The 14336-nt window shown below is 57.3% G+C and carries 12 protein-coding genes; 10 read left to right on the forward strand and 2 right to left on the reverse strand.

The features are described 5' to 3' along the window. The first annotated feature begins 321 nt into the window (after positions 1-321). The 6 genes from U8U68_RS05810 to U8U68_RS05835 all read left to right on the forward strand — a co-directional run bounded on the left by U8U68_RS05810 (position 322) and on the right by U8U68_RS05835 (position 9000). Entirely contained in the window at positions 322-1119 is a 798-nt protein-coding gene (locus U8U68_RS05810) for a ribosomal RNA small subunit methyltransferase A (protein ID WP_322199889.1), read from the forward strand. A gap of 200 nt (positions 1120-1319) precedes the next feature. After that, positions 1320-2972, forward strand: coding sequence for a putative polysaccharide biosynthesis protein (locus tag U8U68_RS05815; protein WP_322199890.1), 1653 nt, complete (start codon positions 1320-1322; stop codon positions 2970-2972). Between the two features lie 79 nt (positions 2973-3051). Continuing rightward, a complete protein-coding gene (locus U8U68_RS05820) occupies positions 3052-3741 on the forward strand; it encodes an MBL fold metallo-hydrolase (protein ID WP_322199891.1) in 690 nt (229 codons plus the stop codon). Between the two features lie 4 nt (positions 3742-3745). Then, entirely contained in the window at positions 3746-4876 is a 1131-nt protein-coding gene (locus tag U8U68_RS05825; protein ID WP_322199892.1) for a metallophosphoesterase family protein, read from the forward strand. A gap of 1 nt (position 4877) precedes the next feature. After that, the gene (locus tag U8U68_RS05830) at positions 4878-7256 is read left to right on the forward strand and encodes an ATP-binding protein (RefSeq protein WP_322199893.1); all 2379 of its coding nucleotides are present in this window, start codon (positions 4878-4880) and stop codon (positions 7254-7256) included. 232 nt (positions 7257-7488) lie between these two features. Further along, positions 7489-9000 carry a D-alanyl-D-alanine carboxypeptidase family protein gene (locus U8U68_RS05835; RefSeq protein ID WP_322199894.1) on the forward strand — a complete coding sequence of 504 codons (1512 nt, stop codon included), beginning with the start codon at positions 7489-7491 and terminating at the stop codon, positions 8998-9000. A gap of 94 nt (positions 9001-9094) precedes the next feature. Here the strand turns inward: U8U68_RS05835 and U8U68_RS05840 are convergent, their stop codons facing one another. Further along, a complete protein-coding gene (locus U8U68_RS05840) occupies positions 9095-9253 on the reverse strand; it encodes a hypothetical protein (RefSeq protein ID WP_322199895.1) in 159 nt (52 codons plus the stop codon). 192 nt (positions 9254-9445) lie between these two features. After that, complete coding sequence (locus tag U8U68_RS05845; RefSeq protein ID WP_322199896.1) at positions 9446-10039, reverse strand: helix-turn-helix domain-containing protein; 594 nt, start codon at positions 10037-10039, stop codon at positions 9446-9448. A gap of 179 nt (positions 10040-10218) precedes the next feature. On the opposite strand from U8U68_RS05845, the gene U8U68_RS05850 reads away from it, so the two are divergent. The 4 genes from U8U68_RS05850 to U8U68_RS05865 all read left to right on the forward strand — a co-directional run bounded on the left by U8U68_RS05850 (position 10219) and on the right by U8U68_RS05865 (position 14138). Continuing rightward, complete coding sequence (locus U8U68_RS05850; protein WP_322199897.1) at positions 10219-10740, forward strand: S24/S26 family peptidase; 522 nt, start codon at positions 10219-10221, stop codon at positions 10738-10740. Positions 10741-10869: 129 nt separating this feature from the next. Further along, positions 10870-11601 carry a TrmH family RNA methyltransferase gene (locus U8U68_RS05855; protein ID WP_322199898.1) on the forward strand — a complete coding sequence of 244 codons (732 nt, stop codon included), beginning with the start codon at positions 10870-10872 and terminating at the stop codon, positions 11599-11601. Next, positions 11598-12497, forward strand: coding sequence for a metallophosphoesterase family protein (locus U8U68_RS05860; RefSeq protein WP_322199899.1), 900 nt, complete (start codon positions 11598-11600; stop codon positions 12495-12497). The genes U8U68_RS05855 and U8U68_RS05860 overlap by 4 nt, the downstream gene beginning before the upstream one ends. Positions 12498-12800: 303 nt before the next feature. Next, positions 12801-14138, forward strand: coding sequence for an MATE family efflux transporter (locus tag U8U68_RS05865; RefSeq protein WP_322199900.1), 1338 nt, complete (start codon positions 12801-12803; stop codon positions 14136-14138). Positions 14139-14336: the final 198 nt, after the last annotated feature.

Below are 14336 nucleotides of genomic sequence, written 5' to 3' on the forward strand. Positions count from 1 at the left end.
AAAAATGGAAGTACTTTTTGCAAATTTTCTTTCTTTTTTTAAAAAAAATGTATCGGAAGTAGCAAGACCGCCAATACTATACCATAGATGGTAGAGAAAGGCGCTTTTCAAAACCCTGGTCCTTGACAAGCCCATCCTCCTACACTATAATATATGCATTGAAAGCCCCATTGGGGCGAGACAGGAGGCTCGTTGTATTTTGCTGATTTGCATCTTTGCGCGTTTGAGGATTGAATAAGGGGATAGCCAGGCCTTAAAGAGGTTTTGTTTGCTATACCCTTCTTCTGCGTTTATTTTCTCAACGGGAGAGGTGCTTTTTTCATGTCCAAAAATAGTCATGTCCATAAAACATCCAGCGGTCCTGGGGGTTCTGTGCCCCTGTGGGCTTCTCAGAACTTTTTGACCAGCCAGGCGGTGATCCGCCGTTTGCTGGAAATCTCTGATATAAACAGCCGGGACTTGGTGCTGGAAATCGGGCCGGGTAAGGGCCATATTACCCGTCAGCTTCTGCTCCGGTGCGGGGCCCTGCGCTGCGCGGAGCTGGACCCCGCCTTGTGGGGGTGTCTACAGGAGCGGTTTGGGGCAATTTCCGGGTTCTCCTTATATCGGGGAGACTTTTTAAAAATGCCCCTGCCACAAGAACCCTACAAGGTGTTTGCGAATATTCCGTTTTCCTGCACCACCCAGATTATCCGGCGGCTGACAGAGGCCAAGAACCCGCCCCAGGCCGCGTGGCTGGTGGTAGAGCTGGGGGCGGCCAAACGGTTTGCAGGGCTGCCCGGAGAGAACCTGACCTCCCTAAGCCTGCGGCCCTTCTTTGGGGCAAAAGTGGCGGCGCGGGTGGCCAGAAAAGAGTTCCACCCCATGCCCCGGGTGGACGCGGCTCTTTTGGAGCTGCGGCGGCTGGACCAGCCGGACTTGCCCTGGGAACAACAAGCGCTGTATAAGAGCTTTTTAGCCAGAGCCCGGCGGCAGGGGTTGAGGGGGCTTTTAACAAAAAAGCAGGTCTCCACAGCCCTAGGGCTGGCAGGCCTGCCCCAGCCGGGCCGGGACGCCAACCTGGAATATGTGCAGTGGCTCTGCCTTTTCCGATGCTGGGTGAAGTTCGGTGGAAGATAGGAGCGGAGCGCGGAAAGGGCTTTAGAGGCCGCTGCGTGCCGGTGGTAAAGAGCTGGCCCGCCACCCTTGCGTTTTTTTCTTGGGTTTGTTATAATTGTCCAATAGACATCAGAAACTATGTCTAGCGGGCGGTCCTTAGGTCTTTGCCCTTATCATAAAAAGGAGGTGGCGTCACGGCACAGGAAAAGAAAAATGGTTTTATGATGGGTGCGGCCATCCTTTCCGCCTCCACTCTTTTGGTCAAGGTGCTGGGGCTGCTGTTCTCCATTCCCCTGGCAAATTTCATCAGCGCGGAAGGAATGTCTTACTTTTACGGCGCTTATGATATTTTCACTGTGTTCCTCATGCTCTCCACCGCCGGCCTGCCCATCGCCGTGTCCCGCATGGTGAGCACCGCCTATGTCCGGGGCCGGCGTAAAGAGGCTGACCAGGTGTTTTCCGTGGCCTTTTGGCTGTTTTTCGGCATCGGCCTTTTGGGCAGCCTGGTGATGTTCTTTGGCTCCCACCAGATCGCGGCCCTGATGAACAAGCCTGGCGCGGCCTATACCATCATCGCCCTGGCCCCCACCTCGTTCTTTATTGCCATCACCTCTGCTTTGCGGGGCTACTTCCAGGGGCGGTCCAATATGGTTCCCACAGCCCTTTCCCAGGTTATCGAAGCGGTGACAAAAGTGGCCATTGGCGTAGGTCTGGCAGCCTATATTATCAGCCGATACGATTCAGACGCCTGGGCGGCGGTGGGGGCCATCACGGGTGTGTCCATCAGTGCCGCGCTGGGCCTTTTATACCTGACGGTCTATAAGCTGCGCCAAAAGCGCCGGGACCGGGATATGCCCCCTGGCGACGACCTGGTGCCCCCCCGCAGGGACATGCTTTTGTCCCTGGTGCGTTTTGCGGTGCCCATTACCATTGGCTCCTGCTTTTTAAGTGTTTTGGACTTTGTGGATAACGCCGTGCTGATGGACCGGATGATCTTTGGCGCGGGTTTTTCACAGGCCCAGGCGGACTGGTTCAGCGGGGTGCTGGGCCACGCCCGTAAGTTTTTTGACCTGCCCACCGCCTTTGTGGTGCCCATCTCCACCAGCCTTTTACCCGTACTTTCGGGGGCCATTGCTTCCCGGGACAAGCGCTCGGTATATCATATCGCCTCCATTTCCATGCGGGTTACAATGATTATTGCCATTCCCGCCAGTGTGGGTATGTCCGTGTTCGCGGGGCCCATCTGCCAGCTGCTGCTGTTCAATAAGCCGGAAGAGGCGGCTGGGGCCGCCCAGCTGCTTATGGTACTCTCCACAGCCATTGCCTTTAACAGTACGCTGCTGACCACCAATGCGATCCTACAATCCTTTGGCCGGACCACTCGCCCGGTGGTAGACATGGCCATTGGCGGCGTGGTAAAGATTGCCATTTCTTATTTTCTGATCGCGATTCCGGAGATGAACGTAATGGGTTCGGCCATCAGTACGGTGGCCTCGTATCTTTTGATCATGGTGCTGAACCTTTTGGCCGTGCGGGAAACCCTGCCGGACCTGGACGGAATCATTGTCACGGCACTGCCCATCCTGCTGTCCTCAGGGATAATGGGGGCGGTGTCCTACGCCGCCTACTGGGGGCTGTGCCTGGTGATCTCTCCTCGAATGGCGGTAGTGTTCGCCATTGCTGCGGCGGTAGCGGTTTACGGAGTGTGCGTGGTGCTCTTTAAAGCGGTGACCTATGACGACGTGGTGGTTCTGCCAAAGGGACAGGCCATTGCCCGCCTGCTGCACGTGCGAAGAAAGTTCCGGCCCCGGCACATGATGAGCAAAACCACGGAAACCCGCCCTGGAAAGGGCAAGCATATGCGGTATCTGTAAGCGTTTAGGGGTCGGCCCTTCTGCGCTCTGGCTCTTTAATTTTTGCGGTTTACTCAATTGTTTATTAAGGAGGTTCGCTATGAAAGTCACATTTATCCTGCACAGCTGCTACCATGTGGAACTGGATGCCTGCTGCCTGCTGTTTGACTACTACGAGGGAGACGTGCCGGAAAGCACCAAGCCCCTCTATGTCTTTGCCAGCCACTGTCACGGCGACCATTTCTCTCCCGCTGTATTCAGCCTGGCAAAGAACGGCCGCCAGGTGCGGTTTCTGCTCTCTGACGATATCTGGGAGAGCCGCGTGCCAGAGGGGCTGCGGGAGCATACTCTCTTTGTATCCCCCCGCAGGGCTTATCAGATAGATGGGCTGAAGATCGCCACGCTGCAGTCCACAGACCAGGGAGTGGCTTTCCTGGTCGAGTGTGAGGGCAAGACTCTGTATCACGCTGGCGACCTGAACTGCTGGGTATGGGATGGCGCGCCCCGCTACCAAAACGACCAGATGACCCGCCAGTATAGGGATGAGCTGGCACTGCTGGAGGGAAAGGACATTGATGTGGCCTTTGTACCCTTGGACCCCCGGCAGGAGGCAGACTTTGACTTGGGCATGAAGTACTTTTTAGAGGCGGCCCAGGCGGAGAAGGTCTTTCCCATGCACATGTGGGGAGACTATTCCGTGGTACCGCTGTTTAAAAGTACCCCCACCTACCGGCAGTATGCGGAAAAGGTGATGGATGTGTCTGCTCCGGGGCAGGCTTTCGAGGTGTGACAGGATGCTAAGGATACTACTTACCGGGGATAACCACATTGGCCTGAAATACGCCGGACACCCCCAGGCAGCGGCTTTAGCCCAGGCCCGGCTGTCCGCGGTCAAGACCCTGGTGGATACCGCAAACCAGGAGGACTGCGCCCTGCTGGCAGTGGCCGGGGACCTGTTTGAGAACATTTATGGTGTATTGAGACGGGACGTAGCCGCTGTTTTGGATATGCTTTCCGCTTTTCGCGGCACCGTGGCAGTCTTGCCGGGAAACCATGATTATTATGATAAGGACGCGAAGCTCTGGCAGTATTTTGAGGCAGAGCTGGGGGCTAGGGACAATGTTCTGCTGCTTAGCCAGTATAGACCCTATTGCCTGAACATAGATGGCCAAGAGGTGGTGCTCTACCCGGCGGGGTGTACTTCCCTGCACTCGGCCCCAGGGGAAAATAACCTGGGCTGGATCAAGGCCCTGCCTGCCCTGCCCCAGGGCGCGTACCATATTGGCATTGCCCACGGCGCGGTAGAGGGAGAGACCATTGACAGCGAGGGAAAATATTTTTTGATGACCCGGGAAGAACTGGAAGCCCTGCCCATGGACCTGTGGCTTTTAGGCCACACCCACGTGCCCTTTCCCCGAGGCCTGAAGAAGGAGGTTTTTACCGAAGCCGGAAGGATCTTCAATGCCGGGGTCCATGTGCAAAAGGACGTGGCCTGTGGGGCCGAGGGCTGCTGCTTTATCATAGAAATAGACGAAAATAAAAAGCCTAGAGCCAAAAAGGCGGCCCCAGGGGAGCTGCGGTTTTACCGCAAGGAGCTGGCGGTTTCTGCCGGGGAGCTGGAAGCCCGGCTGGCCCGGGAACTGGAGGGCATGGGGAACGGTTCGGTGGTGGAACTGGTTTTGAGCGGGGCGGTAACCGCTGAAGAATACGACCGCCGGGGGGAGCTGCTGGACCAGGTCTTGGCACGTTTTTTAGAGGGCAGTTATCATGACCACGATTTAAGCCGGCTGATTTCCCGGGAGCTGATCCGGGCGGAGTTCCCAGAGACTTCTTTTGCGGCGGGCCTGCTGGAGGAACTTTTGCCACAGCCCAAAGAGGCCCAGCTGGCCTATGAACTATTAAAATCCCTAAAGAGAGGCGGCTGAGATGAAGATAACAAGTATTTCCTGCACTCAGTTTGCGGGAATGAGGGACCGGCGGGTGGAGCTGGAGGACGGGGTGAATGTCCTTTTCGGCAAAAACGAGACGGGCAAAACGACCTTGGTGAATCTTTTGCTGCGCACCCTGTTCCAAAGCCCTAAGTTGGATAACCGCCGGGACAAGGAGTTTCGCAGCCTTTACTTTCCCAGTGAGCGCCGGGACGGCGGGCAGGCGGGGGATTTTGCCGATGGAACGGTGTGCATAGAGACAGAAGCGGGCCCCTACCGCTTGGAAAAGGAGTGGGGCCCCCGGCCCTGCTGCACCCTTTCCACACCCCAGGGAGTGCTGCGCGACCAAAATGCCATTGATGGGATTCTTAAGGATGTGCTCCGATATGGCGAAGGGGTGTATAGCGATCTGCTGTCTCCTTCTCAAAAGAATCTGGAGCCGGCGCTGCAAAGTCTGCTAAGCCATAAAGAGAGCGGCGAGGCCAAGCAGGAGCTGGCCGCTGTGGCAGCCCAGGCCTTTGCCGAAAGCGGTGGGGCCTCTTTAGAGGCCATAGAACGGGGCATTCGGGGGAAGATTGAAGAAATTGCGGGAAAGCACTGGGATTCCCAGCGAGGCGAGCCGGCCCGGGGCAGAAGCGGACGATGGTCTAAGGACCTGGGGAGCGTTTTAAAGGGCTATTATAGGATGGAGGACGCCCGGGCTGTGCTGGAAGAGGTTTCCCGGCTGGAAAAGGAGGCCGACGAGGCCAGCGCGCGGTATGTGGAGGCGGAAAGGCTTTTTCTGCCGGCCGAGGAGGACTGCCGCCGGTTTGGGGAGCTGGCCGGCCGGCTGGAGGCGCTGAGCGAACGGCGGGAGGCAGAGAAACGGCTGGAAGCAGACTGGACAAGACAGAAGCATGCGCTGGAAGATTGGCCTCAAAAGAAACAGGAGCTGGAACGAGCCAAAAACCTGGACAAAGAAAGGCAGGCCCGGGAAGCGCTGGAGCGGTTTCAAGAAGCAGAGGCGCGGGCAGGGGCCCTGGCGGCCCTGCGGAGCCAGGCGGAAAAGACCCCCTGCCCCCTGGAAGAGGAGCTGGACCGGGTGAGAAAAGCCCAGCGGTGTGTGGCCCAGCTGGAAAATAGCCTGGGCGGCATGAACCTGAGTGGGGGCCTAGATCTGCTGGAAGGCCACAAGGCGTGGATTAAGTCTCTGCGCACTGGAGAGAGGGTGGAGCTGCCCAGCGGGGCGGTAACTTTGACCGAGGCTGTGGAGATCACCATACCAGGAGTAATGAAGCTGCGGCTGGCCCCCGGCCAGGTAGACGCGGCCCGGGTTCAGGCGCGGCTGGCGGAAGAGCGCCAGGCGGAAGCGGTGATTTTAGAAAAATACCGGGCAAAGAGCCTGGAGGAGCTAGAAGCGTTTTTGAAAGACCGGGCCCGGCTGGACCGGGAGATGGGAGAAGCGGAATACCGGCTGGAGAGAGCCCTGGACGGACAAGAGTATCAGGAGCTGAAGGAAGCGGCCAAAGCGGCCCCTGACGTCCGGTCTAAAGAAGAGGTGGAGGCAGAGGCCCAAACCCTTTGTGCAGGCCGGGACCTGGGCGGTTTTATCGCGGCTCGGGAAACGGTATTGGAGGGCTATATAAAGGAATATGGAAGCTGGAACGCCCTAAAGAATGAAAGCGCGGCGGTGGAAGAAAAGCTGGAAAAAGTCCGCCAGGCCCTAAAGGAAACGGAGAATATTCCAGAGGGGTTTCTAGACATCCCGGACCCCCAGGCACACCTGAAAAGACTGGAAACCCTGCGGGAAGAAAGGCGCGCCGCCCGAGAAATGGCCCTGACCGCAAAGGCTGCTGCCCAAAGCCGCCTGGAAGCCTACAAGGAAAACCTGGAAGAGGACCCTGCCGCCGCCATGACCCGGGCTGTGGAAGATTTTGAGGCGCAAAAGGAGCTGCTTGGCCACTGGCTGCATATAGAAGAGGTGTTTCTTGGCCGGAAAGAGGCCCTGTCGGCCAACCCCATGCAGAGGCTGGCCCAAAATTTTGCCTATTACCTAGAGGTCCTCTCCAAAGGGCAGGTGCAGACCGAGTTTCTACAGGGAGACAGGCTGGACCTGGACCTATATAGCAAAGAGCGGCTGGTGGACTATGGAAAGCTCTCTCAGGGCACAAAAGAAACGGTTTCTCTGGCGTTCCGGCTGGCGGCCCTGGACCAGCTGTTTCCCCAGGGGGGCGGTGTACTGATACTGGACGACCCTTTTACCGATATGGACCAGGAACGGATGGAGCAGGCCTGCGGGCTGGTGCGGGAGTGTGGAAAGCGGCACCAGGTAATTTTTCTGACCTGCCGGGAAGAGTACTACCAGCTGTTAGAGGGAAATCGAGTAGTGGTGGAGTGAATTTTACCGGGGTGTTTTTCTATAATAATTTTTTATTATTATGGTGATGCAGGCCTGTGGCCACGGGTTTGTGCCCTTGCACATATAAACGGATATGAGGGAAACCGAAAAGGCCGAGAAACAGGGGCGCGGCGGACGTTTCCGCGCCCGCGGAAGAAACTCCCCACAAGGTGCGCCGGCCAAGACGGCGGATGAGACCAGGTCCATGACCTTAAGAGAGGAGCAAAGCCCAATGAAAAGATGGAAAAAATTTGCGGCGGCGTTTTTGGCCGTACTGACCCTAATATTTGTTACAGCGCCCCCTGGCTTTGCCGAGGGCTTTACCTTCAACTGGGACCTGGATCTGGGCAACCTGGACGAGAGCACTGAGCCCCACTGCAAGTCCTTGTTCCTTTTGAACCTGGACACCGACACGGTGGTGTATACCTATAACCCCGACGAACAGCTGCCCATGGCCTCCATGACAAAAATCATGACCTACATTGTGGCCTACGAGCTAATTCCAGACATTGAGCACGCCTTGATTACCGTGCCCCAACAGGTGGAGGATGACCTGGAGGGCACGGGCAGCTCGTTGGCGGGCATCTTGGTGGGGGAGGAGCTCTCCGGGCTTCAAATGCTGAACCTGATGATGGTGCCCTCTGGCAACGACGCGGCCCTAACCTTTATGTACTACGTAGACGGCCTTTACGAAAGCGGCCGGCTAAGCGCTGAGAACCTGCCCAACCCCGAGGACCCGGGCACGCCCTCTTCTGGGGAGGAGGCGAAGCCCTCGGTCAGCCAGGATGACCAGGTGGAGGGGGAGATGATCGATTACAGCAAAAGCAGCTTTTTTGTGCAGCAGATGAATGCCAAGGCCAAAGAGCTGGGCTGTAAGAACACCCACTTTACGAATCCTCACGGTCTGCACCACCCGGACCACTACTCCACTGCCCGGGACATGGCCACTATTGCCAAGTACGCCATGAGCCTGCCCAACTTTTCCAGCATCGTCAAGCAGGACTACTACCCCAAGGAGCCCACCAACCTGGACCCGGACCCAGACGGCGCCACCACCACCAACAAAATGCTGCTGAACTATCCGGACCACCTGGGCAACAGCTACTTTTATACCTACGCAAACGGCATTAAAACCGGGTCCCACGACCAGGCGGGATTTTGCCTAACGGCCTCGGCTACAGCCTATGGCTACACCTATATCGGGGTGGCCATGGGGGACATGGAGGGCTACCAGCAGGACGTCCATAACGAGATGCGGGACTTGCGTACCTTGTTTCGCTGGGCCCTAACCGAGCTGGAGAAAAAGACTGTGGTCTCCCAAGGGGACATCCTCAGCTCGGTGAAGCTGGAGTACGCTTTTCAAAAGGACGAGCTTCAGCTGGCGGCAGACCGGAATGTCAGTGTAATGCTGCCCAAAAGCGTGGAGCCGGAATCGATTATAAAAACCGTGACCAAGCCGGAAAGCGTCCAGGCTCCGATCCGCAAAGGCGAGGTTATTGGCACCGTGGTGCTCAGCTATGCCAATGAGGAGATTGCCACAGTAGACGTGGTAGCTACCGAGTCGGTGGCCCGCAGCGACCTGATCGCCGGGTGGGAACAGGGAAAATCCTTACTAACCGCCCCCTGGTTTATCGCGGTAATGGCCGCCATTGGCGCGCTAATTTTGGTTTATCTCATTCTGGTGGTCTTTTATAAGAGGAAACAGCGGCAGCTGCGGCGGGTTCGAAAGTTCCGGGATATGTAAGGGCCGCTAGGCACAGGACCCGAGCCGGTAGGAAGAGACTTTATGCCTGCAAAGACCATTCCGCATCATGCAATTCAGAAGCCATTTGCTTTATCTAGGGCTTGTCTGAAACATCGGAAACGCCGTTCTTTCCGCCCCATACGGGTGGATTTTTGTGTGGGAAATTCTCGAAATACCAGAAAGGATTCCCCGCGGATTTCTCCTTGAAACCGCCGCGTCTTGCGCGAAAATCCGGCACTTCCTCTATGTTCAAACAGGCTCTACTCCCAAAGACAAAAAAGACCGGGCGCGGAAACATGGCTGCGCTTCGGTCTCTTTTTGTAATGAGGACAGGCCCGGCGGTGTACCCCTATAGGAAACACACAGGAAAACCGGCCAAGCTGATTTTTAAGTGAGCCGGCTTTGCTACCCTGATTCAAAGGAATCAAAATGGCTTTTGACTGTGTTAACGATCTCTTTTCAACACGGCAAATCCGGCGGCCCCTATTGCGGCGTACAATGCTAAAAACACCATCCAATGGAACAGACCGATGGGGTATGGAGCGGCCATCTGGCGCAGCAGCGCCCCCACTGCCATAGATGCGGGCATAAAGGCCATACCCAGCAGGTCCAGAAGCTTTACCCACAGGCCAGGCTTTTCGGCAGAAATGGCCCGGCCGATAAAGTAAGCGGCCACGCCCACTGCCTGTATGACTGCGCCCCCTAAGACATTAGACAGGCTCTGCTCCTCGTACCAACCCCCCAGGCCCAGAAAAAGGCCGATAAAAATGAACCCCACTGAGGCAATGTACAGAATGCGGCTACCCAGCCGGGTGTCGCCGCCGGCAGAGGGAGGAGGCTCGATTCCCTTCAACAGGTAGTCGGTACTCACTTGGAAGTAGTCGCTAAGGAGGAGTACCTTGTCCAAGTCGGGCGTGCTCTGCTCGCCCTCCCATTTGGAAACCGCTTGGCGGGACACCCCCACCCGGTCGGCCAGCTCTTCTTGAGAGATGCCCCGGGCTTTTCGCAGGGCTTGAATACGGTCCGCGATATTCATCATAAAACACTCCTTTCGTTTGTGCCTATTATAGCACGCAAGCGGTTGCTAGGCTACCACCCAGGGCTGGTAATGTGTCAACGGGGAGTTGCACAGGGCAAAAAAAGCTTGCGAAGGGCGGGGACTTGGATGTATAATAAAAAAATATAGAATCAGCGCCGGCAAAAGGAGACGCGATGAAAATGAAAGCCGTAATACAGATTCTACGGGGCCTTTTGGCCCTTTTGTGGATTTTTCTGCTGGCAGGGGACCTGCTTCTTTTTACCAGCCAGAGCGATCCGCCAGAGGCCTTTGGCTATATGTTCTTTACTGTGGGGGATGCCGCGATGGAGCCGGAGCTGCACAGCGGCGACCTGGCCCTTATTAAAAAGGGCAAAGCCGCCCAGCCCGGGGATGTGATCTTCTATAAGGGTCCCCAGGGTCCGGCCCTGGGACGGATCGTGGGGACCAGCCAGGGACAGAGTATCATCCAAGCCGATAATGTTTCCGAAAGCAAGGCCCTGCTTATGGACCCTGCCGCCACAGACCAGGTGCTGGTTACCTATCTGCCGGGGTTTGGGGGTGCGGCTGCGCTTTTGTGCAGCCCGGGCGGCATCGCGGCGCTGGGCGTGGTGGGCGCGGCGTTGATTTTTCTGCCGGGCCTGCTGCTGCGGACTCCTTCGGAGCCAAACCGCCGCCAGACTGGCTATAAGGCCCGGCATTAAGGGGCTTTTTTGGACAAGGCCTGGGCTTTTTAACGCCTTTGGAAAGACTGACGAAACCTTTGCGGCCTGTCCCTGGTCATATTTCGCATTATTTATAACTTCAGCAGGGAGGCTCCCTTAGGAGGCAACATGGAATTACCCAAAAAATATAAAAAAGAATTTAGCCACAGCTATGCCCTGGGGCCTTTCCCCACTTTCGAGCTGCTGAAAAGCCGCCCCCAGGCAGTACGGGCGGTGTATTACCGGGAGGATTTTCGCGAGAAGGACAAGCTTTGTGCCCTTTGTGAAGAGCTGGGGGTGCCCTTCCACTGTGCCCAAAAGGTTCTGGAACGCATTGCCCAAAAAGAGGTCTGCTACGCCGCCGGAGAGCTGTACAAGTACCCCGGCTGCTTAAACCCCGCAGCGCCCCATGTGGCCCTGGTGCAGCCCTCAGATATGGGTAACCTAGGCACCATTCAGCGCACGCTGTTGGGCTTTGGCATCCGGAACCTGGCCCTCATTGGCGGTGGGGCGGACCGCTGGCACCCCAAGACCCTGCGGGCCTCCATGGGCGCGGCTTTCCGGCTGGAAATAGAGGAGTTTGCGGATTTTCCCGCCTATCTTGCCGCCTATGGCAAAGGGCGGGAGATATTTCCCTTTATGCTGGACGGCGCCACAGTACTGACCCCGGAAACTTGTCCCCAGCCGGGGCTGTATACCCTTGTGTTCGGCAACGAGGCCACCGGCTTGCCCCCAGAATTTCAGCGCTATGGGAAGAGCTTGTTCATTGCCCAAAGCGAGATGGTAGACTCCCTGAACCTGGCGGTCGCCGTGGCGGTGGGGACCTACCTATTCACCAATAGAAGGGGGGCGCGGCCATGAGGGCGGCGGTACTGGCGGACGTGCATGGCAATTACCTGGCCCTAAAGGCCTGCCTGGACTATGCCCAGACCCGGGGCGTGGAGAATTATCTGTTTTTAGGAGACTACGTCACAGACCATCCCTACCCCCAGCGGGTGCTGGAGCTGCTCTACCAGGTAAAAAGCCGTTATGCCTGCCGGTTTATCCGGGGCAACCGGGAGGAGTATATGCTGGCCCACCGGGAGAACCCCGGGGAATGGCGGGAGTGCTCTTCCCAGGGGGCGCTGCTGCACTGCTATGAGAATCTCACCGAAAAGGACCTGGCTTGGTTTCAAAGCCTGCCTATTTATGATGAGTGGCGGCCAGCCGGGGCCCCGGCGGTGGCTCTTTGCCACGGTTCGCCCCAAAAAACCCGGGCCGCTATGCGGGGAGAGGACGGCACCTTACAGCAGTTGGCGGTCCTGGGCCCAGACCTACTGTTAAAGGGCCACAACCACAAACAGTGGAGCCTTTTTCACCAAGGCAAGCGGTTGGTTTGCGTGGGGTCGGTGGGCAACCCGGTATGCAGAAGAGCCCGGCCGGGAACAGCCCAGGCCACCGAGCTGGCAAAGGTGGCGCAGATGACGCTGCTCCACTTGGAGGAAGGCCGCTGGAGGCCGGAATTTTTGCGCATCCCCTATGACTGGCAGAGAACGCTCCGAGAGCTGGAGACCTCTGGCCTGGCAGCACGCGCGCCGGTTTGGGCTGCTATGCTGCGGTATAACGTGCTAACGGGCAACGACCCCTGCGGGGCTGTGCCGGCCTGGGCGGCACAGCTGTACCAGAAAGAGTGCGGGCAGCTGCTGCCCTGGCCCCAAGTGCCGGAGGAATACTGGCGAAAAGCGGCGGGGGAATACGGCGTGGAGCTATATCCATAAGCCAAGAGAGAGGGGCGCATTTCGCGGTGAAAGGGCCTTGGGCCCCTTTCAGGATGTGGGGTCTGCCATATGAACCGACCGGGCCGGCAGACGAAACCAGAGTTCCACGGCCTTGCCCTGTCAAGTAACGCGAAGAAACAAGCAAAGTTTCACAAAGCCTAACCCGCCTCTTAGGCAAAAAGGCAGGGCTGGGGCAGCAGCCCGCCAGCCCATACCGCAAAAATGGGCGGAAAGGCGGCCCCAGCCGGAGATCATACCAAATAAGATAGATTACCGACTAAGTTATTATAGAGAGGAACAATCATGGCACAACGAATCCGGAACATGACCGAGGGCAGCCCGGTCAAATTGCTGATCTCTTTCGCTCTACCTCTGATGGTGGGAAACGTTTTTCAACAACTATATACTGTAGTGGATACCGCTGTGGTGGGCCAGGTGGTGGGGGTTCAGGCACTGGCGGCCCTGGGCGCGGCCGACTGGCTGAACTGGCTGGTGCTTAGCGTAGTGCAGGGCTTGGCCCAGGGGTTCTCTATCCTGATGGCCCAGTACTTTGGCGCTAAGGACTACCGCCAGCTCTCCCGGTCGGTGGGGGTTTCGGTAACCCTGTGCGGCATTGGCGCTGTGGTGATGTTGGCGGTCAGCCAGCTGGCCGCGCACCCGGTTTTGCGGCTGCTGAACACCCCGGACGACATCATTGGAAATTCCATCCTGTATTTACGGATTATTTTCAGCGGCATTCCTATTGTAGCGGCATATAACCTGCTGGCCTCTATCCTGCGGGCCCTGGGGGACAGCAAAACCCCTTTGTACGCGGTGATTGTGGCCACTGTGGTGAATATCGTTCTGGACCTGCTCTTTGTGATGGGCCTGCACTGGGGCATTGCTGGAGCGGCGGGGGCCACGCTGATTGCCCAGGCGGTATCTACTGTCTACTGTTACCAGAATGTGCGCAGGCTGACCATCATTCAGCTGGAAAAGAGCGACTTTTGGCCCCAGCGGGAGATGACGGCCACCCTGCTGAAGCTGGGCTCGCCGGTAGCGTTGCAAAACGCCATTATCTCCGCCGGGGGCATGGTGGTGCAGTCTGTGGTGAACCGCTACGGCATGCTGTTTATCGCCGGGTTCACAGCTACCAACAAGCTGTACGGCCTGCTGGAGATTGCCGCTACCTCTTACGGCTACGCGGTGACCTCTTTTGTGGGGCAGAACCTGGGAGCACGGCTGATTAAGCGCATTAAACAGGGCATGCGCGCGGCGGCCATTATTGCCCTGATCACAGCCGCCGTTATCGCGGTGGCCATGCTGCTTTTGGGCAAGGGATTTTTGGGGCTATTCATCTCCGGCACGCCGGAGGAGGTGGAGGCTTCCATGGCCATTGCCTACCACTACCTGGCGGTGATGAGCCTTTGCCTGCCTATTCTGTACATGCTGCACATTTACCGCTCGGCCCTGATGGGGCTGGGGGATACGGTGGTGCCTATGGCCTCGGGCTTTGTGGAGATGGTCATGCGTGTGGGCATCGCGCTGCTTCTGCCCTTGGTGCTGGAGCAGGAGGGTATTTTCTATGCGGAGGTAGGGGCTTGGACCGGCGCTGCGGTGCTGCTGGTCTCGGCCTATTATATCAGGGTAAAGAGGCTATAGGAACGAAGAAGCAAGCGAAACTAAGAACCTGCACCGATAGGATTGGTGTATGGATTTTCGAGCAGATTTTGTCAGTGGCAAGGCGCGGAACCGCCGACAATCTGACGATTGATAAGGTTTTGTAACGCAGTCCAATGGCAAAATCTGCCGGAAAGACATACGCAATATCCTATTGGTACAGGTTCTAAAAGGGAAGGC

The sequence above is a fragment of the Acutalibacter intestini genome, from assembly GCF_034334985.1.
GTDB classification, from domain to species: Bacteria; Bacillota; Clostridia; order Oscillospirales; family Acutalibacteraceae; genus Acutalibacter; species Acutalibacter intestini.

Excerpts from the sequence above, each read along its gene's own strand:
- U8U68_RS05835 (WP_322199894.1), top strand. The coding sequence starts at position 7,489 with ATGAAAAGATGGAAAAAATTTGCGGCGGCGTTTTTGGCCGTACTGACC.
- U8U68_RS05830 (WP_322199893.1), top strand. The coding sequence starts at position 4,878 with ATGAAGATAACAAGTATTTCCTGCACTCAGTTTGCGGGAATGAGGGAC.
- U8U68_RS05865 (WP_322199900.1), top strand. The coding sequence starts at position 12,801 with ATGGCACAACGAATCCGGAACATGACCGAGGGCAGCCCGGTCAAATTG.
- U8U68_RS05850 (WP_322199897.1), top strand. The coding sequence starts at position 10,219 with ATGAAAGCCGTAATACAGATTCTACGGGGCCTTTTGGCCCTTTTGTGG.
- U8U68_RS05845 (WP_322199896.1), bottom strand. The coding sequence starts at position 10,039 with ATGATGAATATCGCGGACCGTATTCAAGCCCTGCGAAAAGCCCGGGGC.
- U8U68_RS05855 (WP_322199898.1), top strand. The coding sequence starts at position 10,870 with ATGGAATTACCCAAAAAATATAAAAAAGAATTTAGCCACAGCTATGCC.
- U8U68_RS05815 (WP_322199890.1), top strand. The coding sequence starts at position 1,320 with ATGATGGGTGCGGCCATCCTTTCCGCCTCCACTCTTTTGGTCAAGGTG.
- U8U68_RS05820 (WP_322199891.1), top strand. The coding sequence starts at position 3,052 with ATGAAAGTCACATTTATCCTGCACAGCTGCTACCATGTGGAACTGGAT.
- U8U68_RS05810 (WP_322199889.1), top strand. The coding sequence starts at position 322 with ATGTCCAAAAATAGTCATGTCCATAAAACATCCAGCGGTCCTGGGGGT.
- U8U68_RS05860 (WP_322199899.1), top strand. The coding sequence starts at position 11,598 with ATGAGGGCGGCGGTACTGGCGGACGTGCATGGCAATTACCTGGCCCTA.
- U8U68_RS05825 (WP_322199892.1), top strand. The coding sequence starts at position 3,746 with ATGCTAAGGATACTACTTACCGGGGATAACCACATTGGCCTGAAATAC.